Source organism: Stenotrophomonas sp. 78350_Sma (genome assembly GCF_056482105.1).
The window spans coordinates 3,470,753-3,484,140 of sequence record NZ_CM151182.1; the positions used below are offsets into that span (position 1 = coordinate 3,470,753).

Consider the following 13,388-nt stretch of genomic DNA (forward strand, 5'->3'; position numbering starts at 1 on the left):
GCTGCGTCCGCCTGTCTGGGCAGGCAACGGAAATGCGGCCGCCCAGGGCGGCCGCATTTCTGTCACGGGGTCAGCAGCCTGCTCAGGCTGCACGACGCGTCACGGCCGAAGCCGCTGCGCCTTCCACCTTGAACACCGCCACCGACGTGGTCAGTGCATGCGCCTGCTCTTCCAGCGCGCGGCTGGCAGCGGTGGCTTCCTCCACCAGTGCGGCGTTCTGCTGGGTCACCTGATCCATCTGCACCACCACCTGGTTGACCTGCTCGATACCGGCGGCCTGCTCCTTGCTCGCCGCAGCGATGTCGCTCATCAGCTGGGTCGTGCGCGAACTTGCCTGGGCCACGCGCGCGATCGCGGCTTCCGATTCAACGGTCACCGCCAGGCCACTCTTCACCTTGGCCGCTGCGTCTTCGATCAGCTCCTTGATCTCCTTGGCGGCGACGCCGGCGCGCTGCGCGAGCGTGCGCACTTCGCTGGCGACCACGGCAAAGCCACGCCCCTGCTCACCGGCACGCGCAGCTTCAACCGCAGCGTTCAGCGCCAGGATGTTGGTCTGGAACGCGATGCCGTCGATCACCGTGGAGATCTCCGAAATGCGTGCCGAGGACTGATCGATCTCACCCATCACCGAGGCCATCTGTGCCATCGCCTGCTCGGTCTCGCGCACGGCGGCACCGGCCGCATGCGCTTCGCTGTCGGCCTGGCGGGCCAGCTCGGCATTCTGGCGCACGGTGGAGGTCAGTTCCTCCATCGATGCGGCCGCTTCTTCCAGATTTGCGGCCTGCTGCTCGGTGCGGCGCGACAGGTCGTTGTTGCCGGCGGCCAGTTCCTGCGCCGCGTTGTTGATGCTGTCGGCGGCCACCTGGATGCCCCGCACGATGCCGGTCAGCTGCGCGGTGGTGGTGTTGGCGTCGTCACGCATGCGCGCGAACACGCCGTCATACTCGCCGTCCATGCGCGCGGTCAGATCACCGTGCGAGATTGCACGCAGCACATCGGAGACATCGGCGATGCTGGCCTGCGAACTGGCCATCATGCCGTTGAGGTGCTCGACCATCGCCTTGAACTGGTACTGGAACGCAGCGGCATCGCCACGCATGCTGAAATCACCGGCGCGTGCGGCGCGGGCCAGTTCATCGATCTGCGCGTTGATCGACATCAGGCTCTGCTTCACCGCCGCCAGGGTGCGGGTCAGCGTGCCCTTCTCGCCCGGGTAGTCCGGCAGGTCGCGGCTGAGGTCACCGATGGCGTAACGCTGCATCACCTCGGCCATCAGCAGTTCCACCTGCACGTGCGATTCGACCAGGCTGTTGGTGGCCTGCACCATGCGGCCGAAGTCACCGGGGAACGCGGTGACGTCCATGCGATAGCGGATCGCGCCCGCCTCATGCTGCTCTGCCATCTGCAACTGCGCGCCGATCGCCGCCTGCACGCTCTGGCGAACGCTGGCCATGGCTTCACCCAGCTGGGTCAGTTCATCGCGGCCACCGAGGCGGAACTCCTGGTCCAGCTGTCCCTTGGACAGGCGTTCGGCCAGGTTCACCGCTCGGGCCAACGGGCCGGTCAGGCTGCGGCCGATCATCACCGAGGCACCGATGCCGACCAGCAGCGCAACGCCGCCCAGCACCAGCAGCTGAAGCAGGCTGCGCTCGCCCAGGCGGATCGCCTCGGCGGCTGCATCGCGGCTTTCCTTCTCTTCAAAGTCCACGCCATCGGACAGCGCCTTGTTCCAGCCATTGGCCGCTTCCTGCACCGGGCCCAGGGTCAGCGCCACGGCGCCTGGGTAGTCGCCCTGCTCCATCAGTTCGCTGGTCTGCTTGTTGAGCGGGCGCGCGATGGCACGCTTGGCCGCGATGGTTTCGGCGATGGCCTTACCTTCGGCGTCGCTGGGCAGCGCCTGGTAGGCGCTCCAGCTGGCCTCGTAGCGCTTGACCAGGTCGGCGATGCGCTGCTCATCGTGGCCGCGGTCATCGCCCTGGCGGATCAGCATCTCGCGGCGCACGACCATCATCTGGTTGTTGGCATCGAGCATCTGCGACAGCAGGCGCACCTTGGCCACGCTGACGTCGACCACCTGCTGCATCGCGCGCTTCTGCACGACACTGGCGGTGGCGCCGGTGGCCACCACGGCAGCAACCAGCAGCAGCAACAGGCCAAAGCCCAGCCCAAGACGCCAGGCAACCCTGACATTCCTCAAGTAGTTCATGGGGGTATCCAAAACGGGGGGGATGAGGCCCTATCGGCAGCTGCACGCCGTGGCTTGATGGCAGCAATGCCCTCCGTCCGGGTACGGTTCAGACAGGTGATTGCCGATGTGAACCAACATCCGCGCTGGCGTTGCGTAGAAACACAAGAATGAAGAACACCGAGTGCATGGTCCCAAGAATTGATTCGACGATCACCGACCACTTCCCAAGATCCGACTTCGGCACCATGTCACCGAATCCCAACGTCGTGAATGTTGCCGCGGAGAAGTACAGCGAGTCGGTGAGGTTCCCAATCGTCCAGCCTTGCTGGGCGGCCGGACCAGCCCAAGGGAACCTGGCGTAGTAGAAGGCAAACACACCGATGAGCATCGCCGATGTCATCACGTAAAGCAGGGGAGCAAAGATCCCATCCTGTTGCCTATAGCGCAGGCGGCTATTGGTGACATAGGCCATCAGCGCATAACCCACCAGCAGAAGCCCCAGCCCGATCAGCGCGGCGAGTTCCTGCGATCCGAATTGCATTGTTTTCGCAGGTAGCACCGCCAGCATCATCAATGCGCCTGACCCAAGGATCCCTAGCCCTGCCTTGCGATCGACGCGCTTCCAATGATCGCAAACCCGTCTCACTATCCTGTTCAATCACCCCTCTCCATTCTTGATGTTCACACTTTCCAGATCGGCCGGGCTGGGTATCTCTTGAGAATTCAGTAGTCGCCACCATTGAAATCACGCAACGAAAAAGCCCCGCTTTCGCGGGGCTTTTTCTTCCAGCGGTGCCAGGCAATGCCCAGCGCTACCGATCACTCACTCAGGCGAACGGATCCTGCAGGACCATGGTGTGGTCACGGTCCGGGCCGGTGGAGACGATGCTGATCGGGCAGCCGGCCAGCTCTTCCAGCGAGCGCAGGTAAGCACGTGCGGCCGGCGGCAGGTCGTCCCAGTGGGTGATGCCGTGGGTGTTCTCGCTCCAGCCCGGGAACTCCAGGTACACCGGGGTGCAGTCTTCCCAGCCCTGCGCGTCCAGCGGCGCGTACTCGGTGCGCTTGCCGTTGTATTCGTAGGCGATGCAGACCTTCAGCTTTTCCATGCCATCGAGCACGTCCAGCTTGGTGATGCACAGGCCGCTGATGCCGTTGATGGCCACGGCGCGCTTCAGCGCAACGATGTCCATCCAGCCGCAACGACGCGGACGGCCGGTCGACGCACCGTACTCGGCACCGCGGTCACGGATGCCCTGGCCGACTTCGTCGTCCAGCTCGGTCGGGAACGGGCCGCCGCCGACGCGGGTGGCGTAGGCCTTGGCGATGCCCAGCACGTAGTCGATCGAATCGGCGCCGACGCCGGAACCGGCCAGCGCGCCACCGACGGTGGTGTTGGAGCTGGTGACGTACGGGTAGGTGCCGTGGTCGATGTCCAGCAGCGCACCCTGCGCGCCTTCGAACAGCACGCGCTTACCCTGCTTGCGCAGGTCGTGCAGGATGCCGGCCACGTCGGACTTCATCGGCTGCACGTATTCGCCGAAGGCCAGCGCTTCGTCGAAGGTCTTCTGGAAATCGACCGCATCGGTGTTCAGATACTTGGTCAGCACGAAGTTGTGGTAATCCAGCGCGGTGCGCAGCAGTTCTTCCAGCTGCTTCGGGTAGTGCAGGTCGGCGATGCGGATGCCGCGACGCGCCACCTTGTCTTCGTAGGCCGGGCCGATGCCACGGCCGGTGGTGCCGATCGCCTTGCCACCGGCAGCGCGCTCGCGCGCCTGGTCCAGGGCGATGTGGTACGGCATGATCAGCGGCGCAGCCGGGGAGATCTTCAGGCGCGAACGCACTTCGACGCCGGAGGCTTCCAGCTCGGCGATTTCCTTCTGCAGCGCGGCCGGCGAGATCACCACGCCGTTGCCGATCAGGCACAGCGCATCGTCACGCAGGATGCCCGACGGGATCAGGTGCAGGACGGTCTTCTTGCCGTTGATGACCAGGGTGTGGCCGGCATTGTGGCCGCCCTGGAAGCGCACGACGGCGCCGATTTCCTCAGTGAGCAGATCGACGATCTTGCCCTTGCCTTCATCGCCCCACTGGGCACCAAGCACTACGACAGACTGACCCATGACGGGCTCCTCATATGTTGCGGCCATCGGGGCCGCGGACGGGTAAACCGTGGCGGGGCTGGCCAGCACCTGGAGGGCGGCTCCAAACGGGGAGCGCCGGCGATGGAAGGCCCAGACACGGAAAAAGCCGAACGGGGAGGCCCGTCCGGCTTTTGTGCATTATCCGGGTTTCCGGGGTCCGGTGCCACCTTTCCGACGGACGGCTTCACCGGCCGGTCAGCCGCCCCGCCCGGTAGTGCCGGCCGCTGGCCGGCAATGCCAACCAAGGTTGGCCTCTACCAGAGCCGGGCCATGCATGTGAACGCAGGCGGTAGTGCCGGCCGCTGGCCGGCAATCCCGGGTTGCCGGCTAGCGGCAGGCACTACCCTTTCAATTCCGCGCCCACCACAGCAGGCTCAGGCCGGCCAACAACACCAGCCCGCCGAAGCTGCGCAGGGCCGGGCTGGGCAGATCCAGCAGGCGCTCGGCCATGCGCTTCCAGGCAAACGGCGCGACGAACAGGAACAGGCCTTCCAGCACCGCCACCAGGCAGACGGCGGCGAACAGATCTTTCATGGGGGACTCCGGAAAAAGCACGGGGCCCGGCATTCAGCCGGGCCCCGTGGGGTAATGCTCTGCGACCTCAGCGGTCGTTCTTCAGGTACTGCAGGAACGGGTCGTTCTTGTCCAGCACGATTACGCCGTTACCGTCGGTCATGGAGCCACGGTAGGCCTCCAGGCTGCGGTAGAACGCATAGAACGACGGGTCGGCCGAGCCGGCCTTGCCGTAGATGCGGGCTGCATCGGCATCGCCTTCACCGCGCAGGCGCTGGGCATCACGCTCGGCTTCGGCGATCAGCACGGTGCTGTCACGGTCGGCCTGGGCACGGATGGTCAGCGACTGCTCCTCGCCCTCCGCACGCAGCTTGGCGGCTTCCTGCTTGCGCTGGGCGCGCATGCGCTCGTACACGTCATTGATCACCTGGCTGTCGGTCGGCAGGTCCACCTGCTTGATGCGCAGGTCGATCATCTGCATGCCCAGGCCGGCCACGGCTTCATTGATCCCCTTCAGCTGCTCGGCGATCAGCTCGCTGCGGTCGCCGGAAACCAGCTGCTGCAGGGTGCGCGAGTTGATCTGGTTGCGCAGCGAGTCGGTGATGATCGGCGCCAGGCGGGCGTTGGCGATGCGCGGATCGCCGCCGGTGGCACGGAAGTAGTCACCCACGTTGGAGATGTAACCGATGGCGAAGAAGTCGACGCTGACGTCCTTCTGCTCGGCGGTGAAGTAACGCGCCGGGGCAGTGTCGAGCACCTGGAAGCGGCGGTCGAAGACCTTCACCGTTTCCACCACCGGTACCTTGAAATGCAGGCCCGGCTTGATGTCCGAACGCACCACCTTGCCCAGGTTCAGCACCATGGCGGTCTGGTCCTCACGGACCACGTACACCGAGCCGAGCAGGCCCAGCACCACCGCCACGATCACGGCGATCCAGATTGGACTCTTCATCGGCTGCCCTCCTCACGGCCACTCGGTCGCCCGGTCGGGCGGCCCACCGGCCGGCCCGGATCACGGGAAGCTTCCGCCGCTGCACCCGGCAGCGACGGCATCACCACGTCCGGGTTGGCCACTGCGGCCGGAGCCGACGTGCTGGGACGGGTATCGCCGGTCATCGGCACGTAGATCAGCTGACGGCCATCGCCACCGATCACCTTGCGGTTCTCGCTCAGCACCTGCTGCACGGTCTCCAGCCACAGGCGCTTGCGGGTCACTTCCGGGGCGTCCTTGTACTGGGCCTGCAACAGGCTGAAGCGCTGCGCATCACCCTCGGCCTTGGACACCACGGCCTGCTTGTAGCCTTCGGCGGTGGTACGGGCGCGCGAGGCCTGGCCTCGGGCTTCCGGCACGACCTTGGCGGCGTAGGCCTGGGCTTCGTTGATCAGGCGTTCCTTGACCTGCTGGGCACCGTTGACCTCGTCGAAGGCCGGCTTCACCTCTTCCGGCGGACGGGCGTCCTGCAGGGTCAGGCCGGTCACGGTCAGGCCGGTCTTGAACGCCTTCAGCAGCGCCTGCAGGCGCTCTTCGGCAGCCACGGCCAGCGGGCCACGATTGTTCAGTACCGCGTTGAGGTCGGCACGGCCGACTTCCTCGCGCACCGCGCTCTGCGCCGACTGCTCCAGCACCTGGTTGGCATCAACGGTGCCGAACAGGTACTGCTGCGGGTCGTCGATGCGGTACTGGACGTTCAGCGAGACGTTGACGATGTTCTCGTCGCGGGTCAGCACCGGCACCTGGATCGAGAAGGTCTTGATCTCGGTGGCGTTGACCTTGGTGACAGACTCAATCGGCCACGGCAGCTTGAAGTTCGGGCCGGGTTGCAGGATGCGCGAGAACTGGCCGAAGCGCAGCACCACGCCACGCTGCTGTTCGCCGATCAGCTGGAAGCTGGAGAACAGCACCAGCAGCACCACGGCCGCCACCACCCAACGCACGATGCCGCCGTCGAACAGGTCCTTCAGTGGCCCGGGCAATCCGCCCCAGCCACCACCATTGCCACCGCCGCGCGACCCGAAGGGCCCGCGTCGATTGTCCTCGGGGCCTTGTCCGCCCTTGTTGCCGCCGGGTGTATTCCAGGCCATGCACGCTCCATCAAGATTTGGGCTGCGGCGCGGGCCCTTCCCGCGGCGCCAGCCGTGAAACCATCACCGATCATACAAGATGGGGCGGATCGGCAGGATCGAAAGGGGGGCAACGGGGTAAGGTGGCGTTTTCCTCGAAGTCAGGCAACGCCGATGGCCCCCACCACCCCGTTCACCGCCTTCCGCATCGAAAACGACGACGCCGGCTACCGCAGCGGCCTGGCCCAGCTGGGTGTCGACGACCTCAACCCCGGCCAGGTGCTGATCCGCGCCCACTGGTCCTCGGTCAACTACAAGGATGCCCTGGCCGGCACCGGCAAGGGGAAGATCCTGCGCCGTTTCCCGCTGGTGGGCGGCGTCGACGTCGCCGGTACCGTGGTCGCCAGCACCGACCCGGACTGGCGTGAAGGCGACGCGGTGCTGGCCACCGGCTGCGGCCTCAGCGAGACCCGTGATGGCGGCTACAGCCAGTACGTGCGGCTGGAATCGCGCGCGGTGATCGCCCAGCCGGCCGGGCTGACCCCGCGCGAGGCAATGGTGCTGGGCACCGCCGGCTTCACTGCGGCGCTGGCCCTGCTGCGCATGCAGGACAACCGGCAGACCCCGGAACTCGGCCCGCTGGCGGTCACAGGCGCGAGCGGCGGCGTCGGTGCGTTGGCGCTGTCGATCTTCAGCCGTGCCGGCTACAGCGTGCACGCGGTCAGCGGCAAACCCGACCAGACCGACTTCCTGCACGCCATCGGCGCCACCGAGGTACTGCCACGCGACGCACTGTCCGATACCGGCCCCCTGCAGTCGGCCCGCTTCGGCGGAGGCCTCGACAATGCCGGAGGCGACATGCTGGCCAGCCTGCTGGCGCAGACCGTGCCCTACGGCAGCGTGGTCAGTGCCGGTCTGGCGGCCAGCCCGACGCTGGACATGACGGTGATGCCGTTCATCCTGCGCGGCGTCTCGCTGCTCGGCGTGTCTTCGGCCAATGCACCGCGCGGGCTGCGCGAAGAAGTGTGGTCGCGACTGGGCAGCGACTGGAAGCCGCAGCAGCTGGACCGCATCTGCACCGCCGAAGTCGGCCTCGATGGTCTTCCCGCCGTGTTCGAGCGGATGCTGGCCGGTGGTTCGCTGGGCCGCACCGTGGTGCGGATCGACTGAACGTCGCAGGCAGGCGACGGACGGCAGACGCGGCCCTCCCGCCAGTAATGTGCCCGCACTACACTGCGGGCATTACATGGGGAACAACATGGCACGCATTCTGATCGTCGACGACTCACCGTCGCAGCTGTTGGGGATACAGCGCATCGTCGAGAAGCTCGGGCACCAGATCCTGACCGCCACCGATGGCGCCGCCGGGGTCGAAACCGCCAAGGCCGAGCTGCCCGACCTGGTCCTGATGGACGTGGTGATGCCCAACCTCAACGGTTTCCAGGCCACCCGCACCCTTGCCCGCGACGAGGCAACCCGGCATATCCCGGTGATCCTGGTGACCACCAAGGACCAGGACACCGACCGCATGTGGGGCATGCGCCAGGGCGCCAAGGCCTACATCACCAAGCCGTTCTCGGAAGACGAACTGTCCGAGGTCCTGGAACGCGTGTTCGCCGGCCAGGGCTGAGACGCGCGCGGTAGTGCCGGCCGCTGGCCGGCCACCACGCATCACCGTCCAGGGCAATGAAATTGCCGGCCAGCGGCCGGCACTACCGCAAGGCGTGCTCAGATTGACTCGCCGAAGGCCTTGGCCAGGTTCCGGTACGCCTTCTTCTGCGCCTCGTCGGTCGCGGCCGGGGCCACGATCTCGATCTCGACGATCTGGTCGCCGTCCGGATTGCCCGGCAGGCCACGCCCGCGCAGGCGCAGCTTGCGCCCGGCATCGGAATCGGCCGGGATCTTCAGTTCCACCGCGCCGCCCAGGGTCGGCACGCTGATACTGGTGCCCAGCGCGGCCTGCCACGGCGTGACCGGCAGCGTATAGAGGATGTTGCGGCCGTCAACCTCGAACTGCGGGTGGGCGGCGTATTCCACTTCCAGCAGCAGGTTGCCGCCATGGTTGCCCTGACCGGCCAGACGGATCACCTGGCCCGGACGGATGCCCTTGGGCACGCGCACGTCCAGCTGCTTGCCGTTGACGGTGATGCGCAGGCTGTCGCCGCTGTAGGCCGCTTCCAGTGGCACCGACAGCTTGGCGCGGGTGTCGCGGTTGGGCGCATGGCCCTGGCTGCTGAAACCCGGGCCCGGACCGGCTCCGCCGCCGCGCTGGCGCGCGAACAGGCTTTCGAAGAAGTCGCTGAAGCCGCCGTTGGGGCCGCCACCACCGAACACTTCCTCGAAATTGAAACCACCGGCGCCGCCGTAGTTCGGCGGCACGTTGAACTCCTCGCCCGGGCGATAGCCCTGCGCGCGCAGCTGGTCGTAGGCCGCGCGCTTTTCAGGATCGCGCAGCGCCTCGTAGGCCTCGTTGACCGCCTTGAACTTGTCTTCGGCCCCGGCCTCCTTGCTGACGTCCGGGTGGTACTTGCGTGCCAGCCGGCGGTAGGCGGTCTTGATCTCCGCCTCGCCCGCGCTCGGTTCCACCCCCAGGGTGGCGTAGTAATCCTTGAATTCCATCCAGCTACCTCGATTCGCTTCGGCCGCGCCGGTGGCGCCGCCCCGGGTTCATTCTACGCGCCGGCGATGCTACGCCGCCCCTCGTGCGGCCCCGGTGAGGCCGACTGATCCTGCGCAATGCGGCTGCCATCGCCCTGCCCCAGGCTGTGGCTGGAAGCCCTCGCCGCAAAGCCTGAAGATGGGGCCTGCACACCGGGTTTCCAATGTCTTGACGCCCCTGTCCCATCCGGCCCAATAGCCTGCCCCTGCAAGGAGTTCCCCATGACCATCCACGTTGGCGACCGTATTCCGGAAGTGACCCTCAAGCGCATCCGCGAGGGCATCGAAACGCTTGACACGCATTCGCTGTTCGACGCGCGCAAGGTGGTCCTGTTCGCCGTGCCCGGTGCGTTCACCCCGACCTGTTCGGCCCGTCACCTGCCCGGCTACGTCGAGAAGTTCCAGGCGTTCCGCCAGCGCGGCATCGACGTCTACTGCGTGGCGGTCAACGACCCGTTCGTGATGAAGGCATGGGCGGCCGACCAGAATGTGCCCGACGGCCTGCTGATGCTGTCCGACGGCAATGCCGAACTGACCCGCGCGCTCGGCCTGGAGCTCGATGCCAGCGCCTCGGGCATGGGCATCCGCTCGCGCCGCTTCGCACTGTACGTGGTCGATGGCGTGGTGCGCGCGGCGTGGGTCGAACAGCCCGGCCAGTTCGAAGTGTCTTCGGCCGAGTACGTGCTGGAGCACCTGCCCACCTGATTCTCCACCGCAAGAGGAAACGGCCAGCCATGTCCAGCAAGCCAGCCAAAGCCAGCAAGCCCGCCGCGAGGATTCCCGGCATCAGCGACCGCAAGACCCTGCGTGATCGCGCCCGGCGCAACATCGAGGACGGCGCGATCACCGACAGCTACAGCGCCGACCGCAAGGTAGTGATCAAGCTGCTCAACGACGCCTTGGCCACCGAGTACGTCTGCGTGCTGCGCTACTACCGGCATTACTTCATGGCCAAGGGCATGCTGGCCGATGCGGTGAAAGCCGAGTTCCTCGAGCATGCACAGCAGGAACAGGCGCACGCCGGCAAGCTGGCCGAGCGCATCGTCCAGCTCGGCGGAGAGCCCGACTTCAACCCTGACACGCTGACCACGCGCTCGCACGCCGAGTACAAGGAAGGAAGCGACCTGCGCGACATGGTCCGCGAGAACCTGGTGGCCGAACGCATCGCCATCGACAGCTACCGCGAGATGATCAACTTCATCGGCGACCGCGATACCACCACCAAGCGCATCCTGGAAGAGATCCTGGCGCAGGAAGAGGAGCACGCCGACGAGTTCGCCGACCTGCTGGACGGGTGGATCGGCGAATGATCTGGTAGATGCCCACCTTGGTGGGCGCCTTTGCCGCGTGCCAACCAAGGTTGGCACCTACCAGAGCGCGGCGGTGTCGTTGGCGTTGAACCGAGCGCCGACCAAGGTCGGCATCTACCGCAGGACGTTGAACCGTACCTGCGTCCACGCGCCATCAGCGGCCAACGCGGTCAGGGTGTGCGCGCCTGGTTCGGCGAACTCGCGCTGCATCAGCTGCGCACCGTGGGTCTGCGCGATCCATCGGCCATCCAGCAACCAGTCCACGCCCTGCTCGCTGCCCAGCGCGCGCAGCTGCAGGCGCACGCCATGATCCGCATTGGGGGCCCGCGCCAGTGCAGCGCCGTCGTTGAGCCCATCGATGTGCAGTGCGACGCTGGCCTCACGGCCATCATCACGACAGTCCGGCGACAGCGCCGGCAGCTGCGAGGCGTCGCGCGTGGCCTTGGACAGCCACGGCGACAGCAACGCTGGCCAGCGCGCGATCTCGCGCGCGACTTCTTCATGCGGCAAGCGGCAATCGGCTGACACGCGCAGCCCGGTACGCGCATCGGCAAGGTAGCGCTGCCGGCCCGGCTGCCAGCGCCGCGCCTCGCGCTCGGGGAAGGTCGGTGGTGCCGCCCCCTCCAGCAGGTAGGCCGGCATCCGCCGCTGGCAAAGCGAAGCAGGCAGACCCTCGGCACGCTCACCGGTTGGCCAGCAGACGTCTCCCTGGCTGACGCTGGCCGGCATCGGCGCAGCGGCCGAGTCTCCGCGCTGGCGCGGCAGGCTGTCCACCACCTCGAACATCAACGGCAGCGCGGTGACCGCACCATACTGCCCCGGCAGCGGCGTGCCGTCGGGCCGTCCCACCCACACGCCCACGGTGTAATGGCGGGTACTGCCGATCGCCCACGCATCGCGGTAGCCATAGCTGGTGCCGGTCTTCCACGCAACGCGCGGGCGGGCACCGACATCGAAGGTGCCGATGCTGTACCCCGGGCGTGGATTCGATTCCAGCATCTCGCGGACGATCCAGCTGGCACCCGGCGAAGCCAGGCGCCGCTCGATCATCGGCTCGTCATCGGTGTAGCGCACACGCCCGGCGATGCCGTTGCGGTTGAGTGCGGCGAAGGCGCCAACCAGGTCTTCCAGGCGCGCGCCGGTGCCACCCAGGATCAGCGACAGGTTGGGCGTGCTGCCCGGCGGGAAGCGCAGCTGGATGCCTGCGTGCGACAGCCGCGCGGCGAAGCGGGCGGCCCCGACCCGCTGCAGCAGGTCCACCGAGGGCACGTTGAGTGACAGCCGCAATGCGCTGGAGGCGCCGATCGGCCCATTGAAGGCCATATCAAAATTGCCCGGCCGATAGCTGCCGAAACTCTGCGGCGCATCGACCAGCAGGCTCTCCGAATGGATCAGGCCATCGTCCAGCGCCATTGCATACAGGAACGGCTTGAGCGTGGAGCCGGGCGAACGCCAGGCCTGCACCATGTCCACGTGGCCAAGCCGCTGGCGGTCGCCAAAGGACAACGTACCGACGTAGGCACGCGCCTGAAGGGTCTGGTTGTCGATCACCAGCAGGGCCGCCGAAGTGCGCTCGGGCAGCGTCGAGAAATAGCTGGCCACGCGTTCTTCCAACGTACGCTGCAGGCCGATGTCGATGCTGCTCTGGATGCGTGCCTGGCCCGGATGCGCCGAGTGCAGGCGCTGCGCCAGCAATGCAGCATGCAGCGGCGGCCGCAGCGAGCGCGCCACCACGTTCTCGATGCGCGCGTCTTCCACCTCTTCCGGTGTCCATGCACCCAGTTCGGCCATGCGTGACAGCACCTTGTCGCGCGCCCTCTGTGCCGCTTCCGGATGGCGGTCCGGACGCAGCCGGCTCGGCGCCTGCGGCAGCACCGCCAGCAGCGCGGCCTCGGCATGCGACAGCTGCGCCGCCGGCTTGCCGAGATAGGCCCAGCTGGCGGCTTCCACGCCTTCAATGGTGCCGCCGTACGGCGCGCGCTCCAGGTACAGGGCCAGGATCTGCCGCTTGCTCAGGTGCACTTCCAGCTGTACCGCACGCAGCATCTGCTTGAGCTTGCCCCAGGGGGTGCGTGTGTGCGGGTCGAGGATGCGCGCGACCTGCATGGTCAGGGTCGAGCCACCGGACACGATGCGGCCGCCGCGCAGCAGCTGGCCGCTGGCGCGCAGGATCGCCAGCGGGTTGATGCCCGGGTGCCTCCAGAACCAGCGGTCCTCGTAGGTCAGCAGCGCCTGCAGGTACAGCGGCGAGACGCTGTCGACCGAGGCCGGATAGCGCCACACGCCCTCGGCATCGGCGAACGCACGCAGCGGTGTGCCGTCCGCCGACACCACCAGCGTGCTGGTATCGCGCTGCTTCGGCAGCGGCGGCGGGAAGGCGAGATCCAGCACCAGCAGCAGCGCCAGCGTGGCGGCCGTACCCCAGCGCAACCACGGCCACAGCGGCCGCAGCCGGCGGCGCAGTGCCGCCAGCCGGGTCTTCATTGCGTCTTTCATTGCGTAGTGCCCGCAGGACGG

The 13,388-nt window shown here is 67.1% G+C and carries 12 protein-coding genes; 4 read left to right on the forward strand and 8 right to left on the reverse strand.

Going from position 1 to position 13,388, the window contains the following annotated elements; translation table 11 throughout:
• Positions 1 to 82: 82 nt before the first annotated feature.
• From ACZK4H_RS16180 to hflK, 6 genes are all read right to left on the reverse strand, one after another.
• Positions 83 to 2,206 (reverse strand): methyl-accepting chemotaxis protein, encoded by a 2,124-nt coding sequence (locus tag ACZK4H_RS16180; RefSeq protein ID WP_099555350.1) that lies wholly within the window; start codon positions 2,204 to 2,206, stop codon positions 83 to 85.
• Positions 2,207 to 2,294: 88 nt separating this feature from the next.
• Positions 2,295 to 2,759, reverse strand: coding sequence for a potassium channel family protein (locus ACZK4H_RS16185; protein WP_099555348.1), 465 nt, complete (start codon positions 2,757 to 2,759; stop codon positions 2,295 to 2,297).
• Between the two features lie 256 nt (positions 2,760 to 3,015).
• On the reverse strand, positions 3,016 to 4,308 hold the full coding sequence (locus ACZK4H_RS16190; protein ID WP_099555347.1) for an adenylosuccinate synthase: 1,293 nt from the start codon (positions 4,306 to 4,308) through the stop codon (positions 3,016 to 3,018).
• 369 nt (positions 4,309 to 4,677) lie between these two features.
• Positions 4,678 to 4,863 carry a DUF2065 domain-containing protein gene (locus tag ACZK4H_RS16195; RefSeq protein ID WP_099555344.1) on the reverse strand — a complete coding sequence of 62 codons (186 nt, stop codon included), beginning with the start codon at positions 4,861 to 4,863 and terminating at the stop codon, positions 4,678 to 4,680.
• A 67-nt stretch (positions 4,864 to 4,930) separates the two neighbouring features.
• Positions 4,931 to 5,794, reverse strand: a complete 864-nt coding sequence (gene hflC / locus ACZK4H_RS16200; protein WP_010482785.1) for a protease modulator HflC — start codon at positions 5,792 to 5,794, stop codon at positions 4,931 to 4,933.
• A complete protein-coding gene (gene hflK / locus ACZK4H_RS16205; protein WP_005410642.1) occupies positions 5,791 to 6,924 on the reverse strand; it encodes an FtsH protease activity modulator HflK in 1,134 nt (377 codons plus the stop codon). Before hflK ends, hflC begins: the two co-directional genes overlap by 4 nt.
• A gap of 153 nt (positions 6,925 to 7,077) precedes the next feature.
• Here hflK and ACZK4H_RS16210 point away from each other — a divergent pair, with 153 nt between their 5' ends.
• Both ACZK4H_RS16210 and pilH read left to right on the forward strand, forming a co-directional pair.
• The gene (locus ACZK4H_RS16210) at positions 7,078 to 8,073 is read left to right on the forward strand and encodes a YhdH/YhfP family quinone oxidoreductase (protein ID WP_099555342.1); all 996 of its coding nucleotides are present in this window, start codon (positions 7,078 to 7,080) and stop codon (positions 8,071 to 8,073) included.
• Between the two features lie 88 nt (positions 8,074 to 8,161).
• A complete protein-coding gene (gene pilH, locus ACZK4H_RS16215; RefSeq protein WP_005410644.1) occupies positions 8,162 to 8,533 on the forward strand; it encodes a twitching motility response regulator PilH in 372 nt (123 codons plus the stop codon).
• A gap of 98 nt (positions 8,534 to 8,631) precedes the next feature.
• Here the strand turns inward: pilH and ACZK4H_RS16220 are convergent, their stop codons facing one another.
• Entirely contained in the window at positions 8,632 to 9,522 is an 891-nt protein-coding gene (locus ACZK4H_RS16220; protein WP_099555340.1) for a DnaJ C-terminal domain-containing protein, read from the reverse strand.
• A gap of 261 nt (positions 9,523 to 9,783) precedes the next feature.
• On the opposite strand from ACZK4H_RS16220, the gene ACZK4H_RS16225 reads away from it, so the two are divergent.
• Both ACZK4H_RS16225 and ACZK4H_RS16230 read left to right on the forward strand, forming a co-directional pair.
• Positions 9,784 to 10,266, forward strand: a complete 483-nt coding sequence (locus ACZK4H_RS16225) for a peroxiredoxin (protein ID WP_099555338.1) — start codon at positions 9,784 to 9,786, stop codon at positions 10,264 to 10,266.
• A 29-nt stretch (positions 10,267 to 10,295) separates the two neighbouring features.
• Positions 10,296 to 10,871 (forward strand): ferritin-like domain-containing protein, encoded by a 576-nt coding sequence (locus tag ACZK4H_RS16230; protein WP_099555336.1) that lies wholly within the window; start codon positions 10,296 to 10,298, stop codon positions 10,869 to 10,871.
• A gap of 114 nt (positions 10,872 to 10,985) precedes the next feature.
• On the opposite strand, the gene pbpC is transcribed toward ACZK4H_RS16230, so the two are convergent.
• On the reverse strand, positions 10,986 to 13,367 hold the full coding sequence (gene pbpC / locus ACZK4H_RS16235) for a penicillin-binding protein 1C (RefSeq protein WP_099555334.1): 2,382 nt from the start codon (positions 13,365 to 13,367) through the stop codon (positions 10,986 to 10,988).
• Positions 13,368 to 13,388 lie beyond the last annotated feature (21 nt).

What these genes read in the sequence shown, in the direction of transcription:
- ACZK4H_RS16225 (WP_099555338.1), top strand. Translation starts at nt 9,784, where the DNA reads ATGACCATCCACGTTGGCGACCGTATTCCGGAAGTGACCCTCAAGCGC.
- ACZK4H_RS16210 (WP_099555342.1), top strand. Translation starts at nt 7,078, where the DNA reads ATGGCCCCCACCACCCCGTTCACCGCCTTCCGCATCGAAAACGACGAC.
- ACZK4H_RS16180 (WP_099555350.1), bottom strand. Translation starts at nt 2,206, where the DNA reads ATGAACTACTTGAGGAATGTCAGGGTTGCCTGGCGTCTTGGGCTGGGC.
- ACZK4H_RS16185 (WP_099555348.1), bottom strand. Translation starts at nt 2,759, where the DNA reads ATGATGCTGGCGGTGCTACCTGCGAAAACAATGCAATTCGGATCGCAG.
- ACZK4H_RS16195 (WP_099555344.1), bottom strand. Translation starts at nt 4,863, where the DNA reads ATGAAAGATCTGTTCGCCGCCGTCTGCCTGGTGGCGGTGCTGGAAGGC.
- hflK (WP_005410642.1), bottom strand. Translation starts at nt 6,924, where the DNA reads ATGGCCTGGAATACACCCGGCGGCAACAAGGGCGGACAAGGCCCCGAG.
- hflC (WP_010482785.1), bottom strand. Translation starts at nt 5,794, where the DNA reads ATGAAGAGTCCAATCTGGATCGCCGTGATCGTGGCGGTGGTGCTGGGC.
- ACZK4H_RS16220 (WP_099555340.1), bottom strand. Translation starts at nt 9,522, where the DNA reads ATGGAATTCAAGGATTACTACGCCACCCTGGGGGTGGAACCGAGCGCG.
- ACZK4H_RS16190 (WP_099555347.1), bottom strand. Translation starts at nt 4,308, where the DNA reads ATGGGTCAGTCTGTCGTAGTGCTTGGTGCCCAGTGGGGCGATGAAGGC.
- pbpC (WP_099555334.1), bottom strand. Translation starts at nt 13,367, where the DNA reads ATGAAAGACGCAATGAAGACCCGGCTGGCGGCACTGCGCCGCCGGCTG.
- ACZK4H_RS16230 (WP_099555336.1), top strand. Translation starts at nt 10,296, where the DNA reads ATGTCCAGCAAGCCAGCCAAAGCCAGCAAGCCCGCCGCGAGGATTCCC.
- pilH (WP_005410644.1), top strand. Translation starts at nt 8,162, where the DNA reads ATGGCACGCATTCTGATCGTCGACGACTCACCGTCGCAGCTGTTGGGG.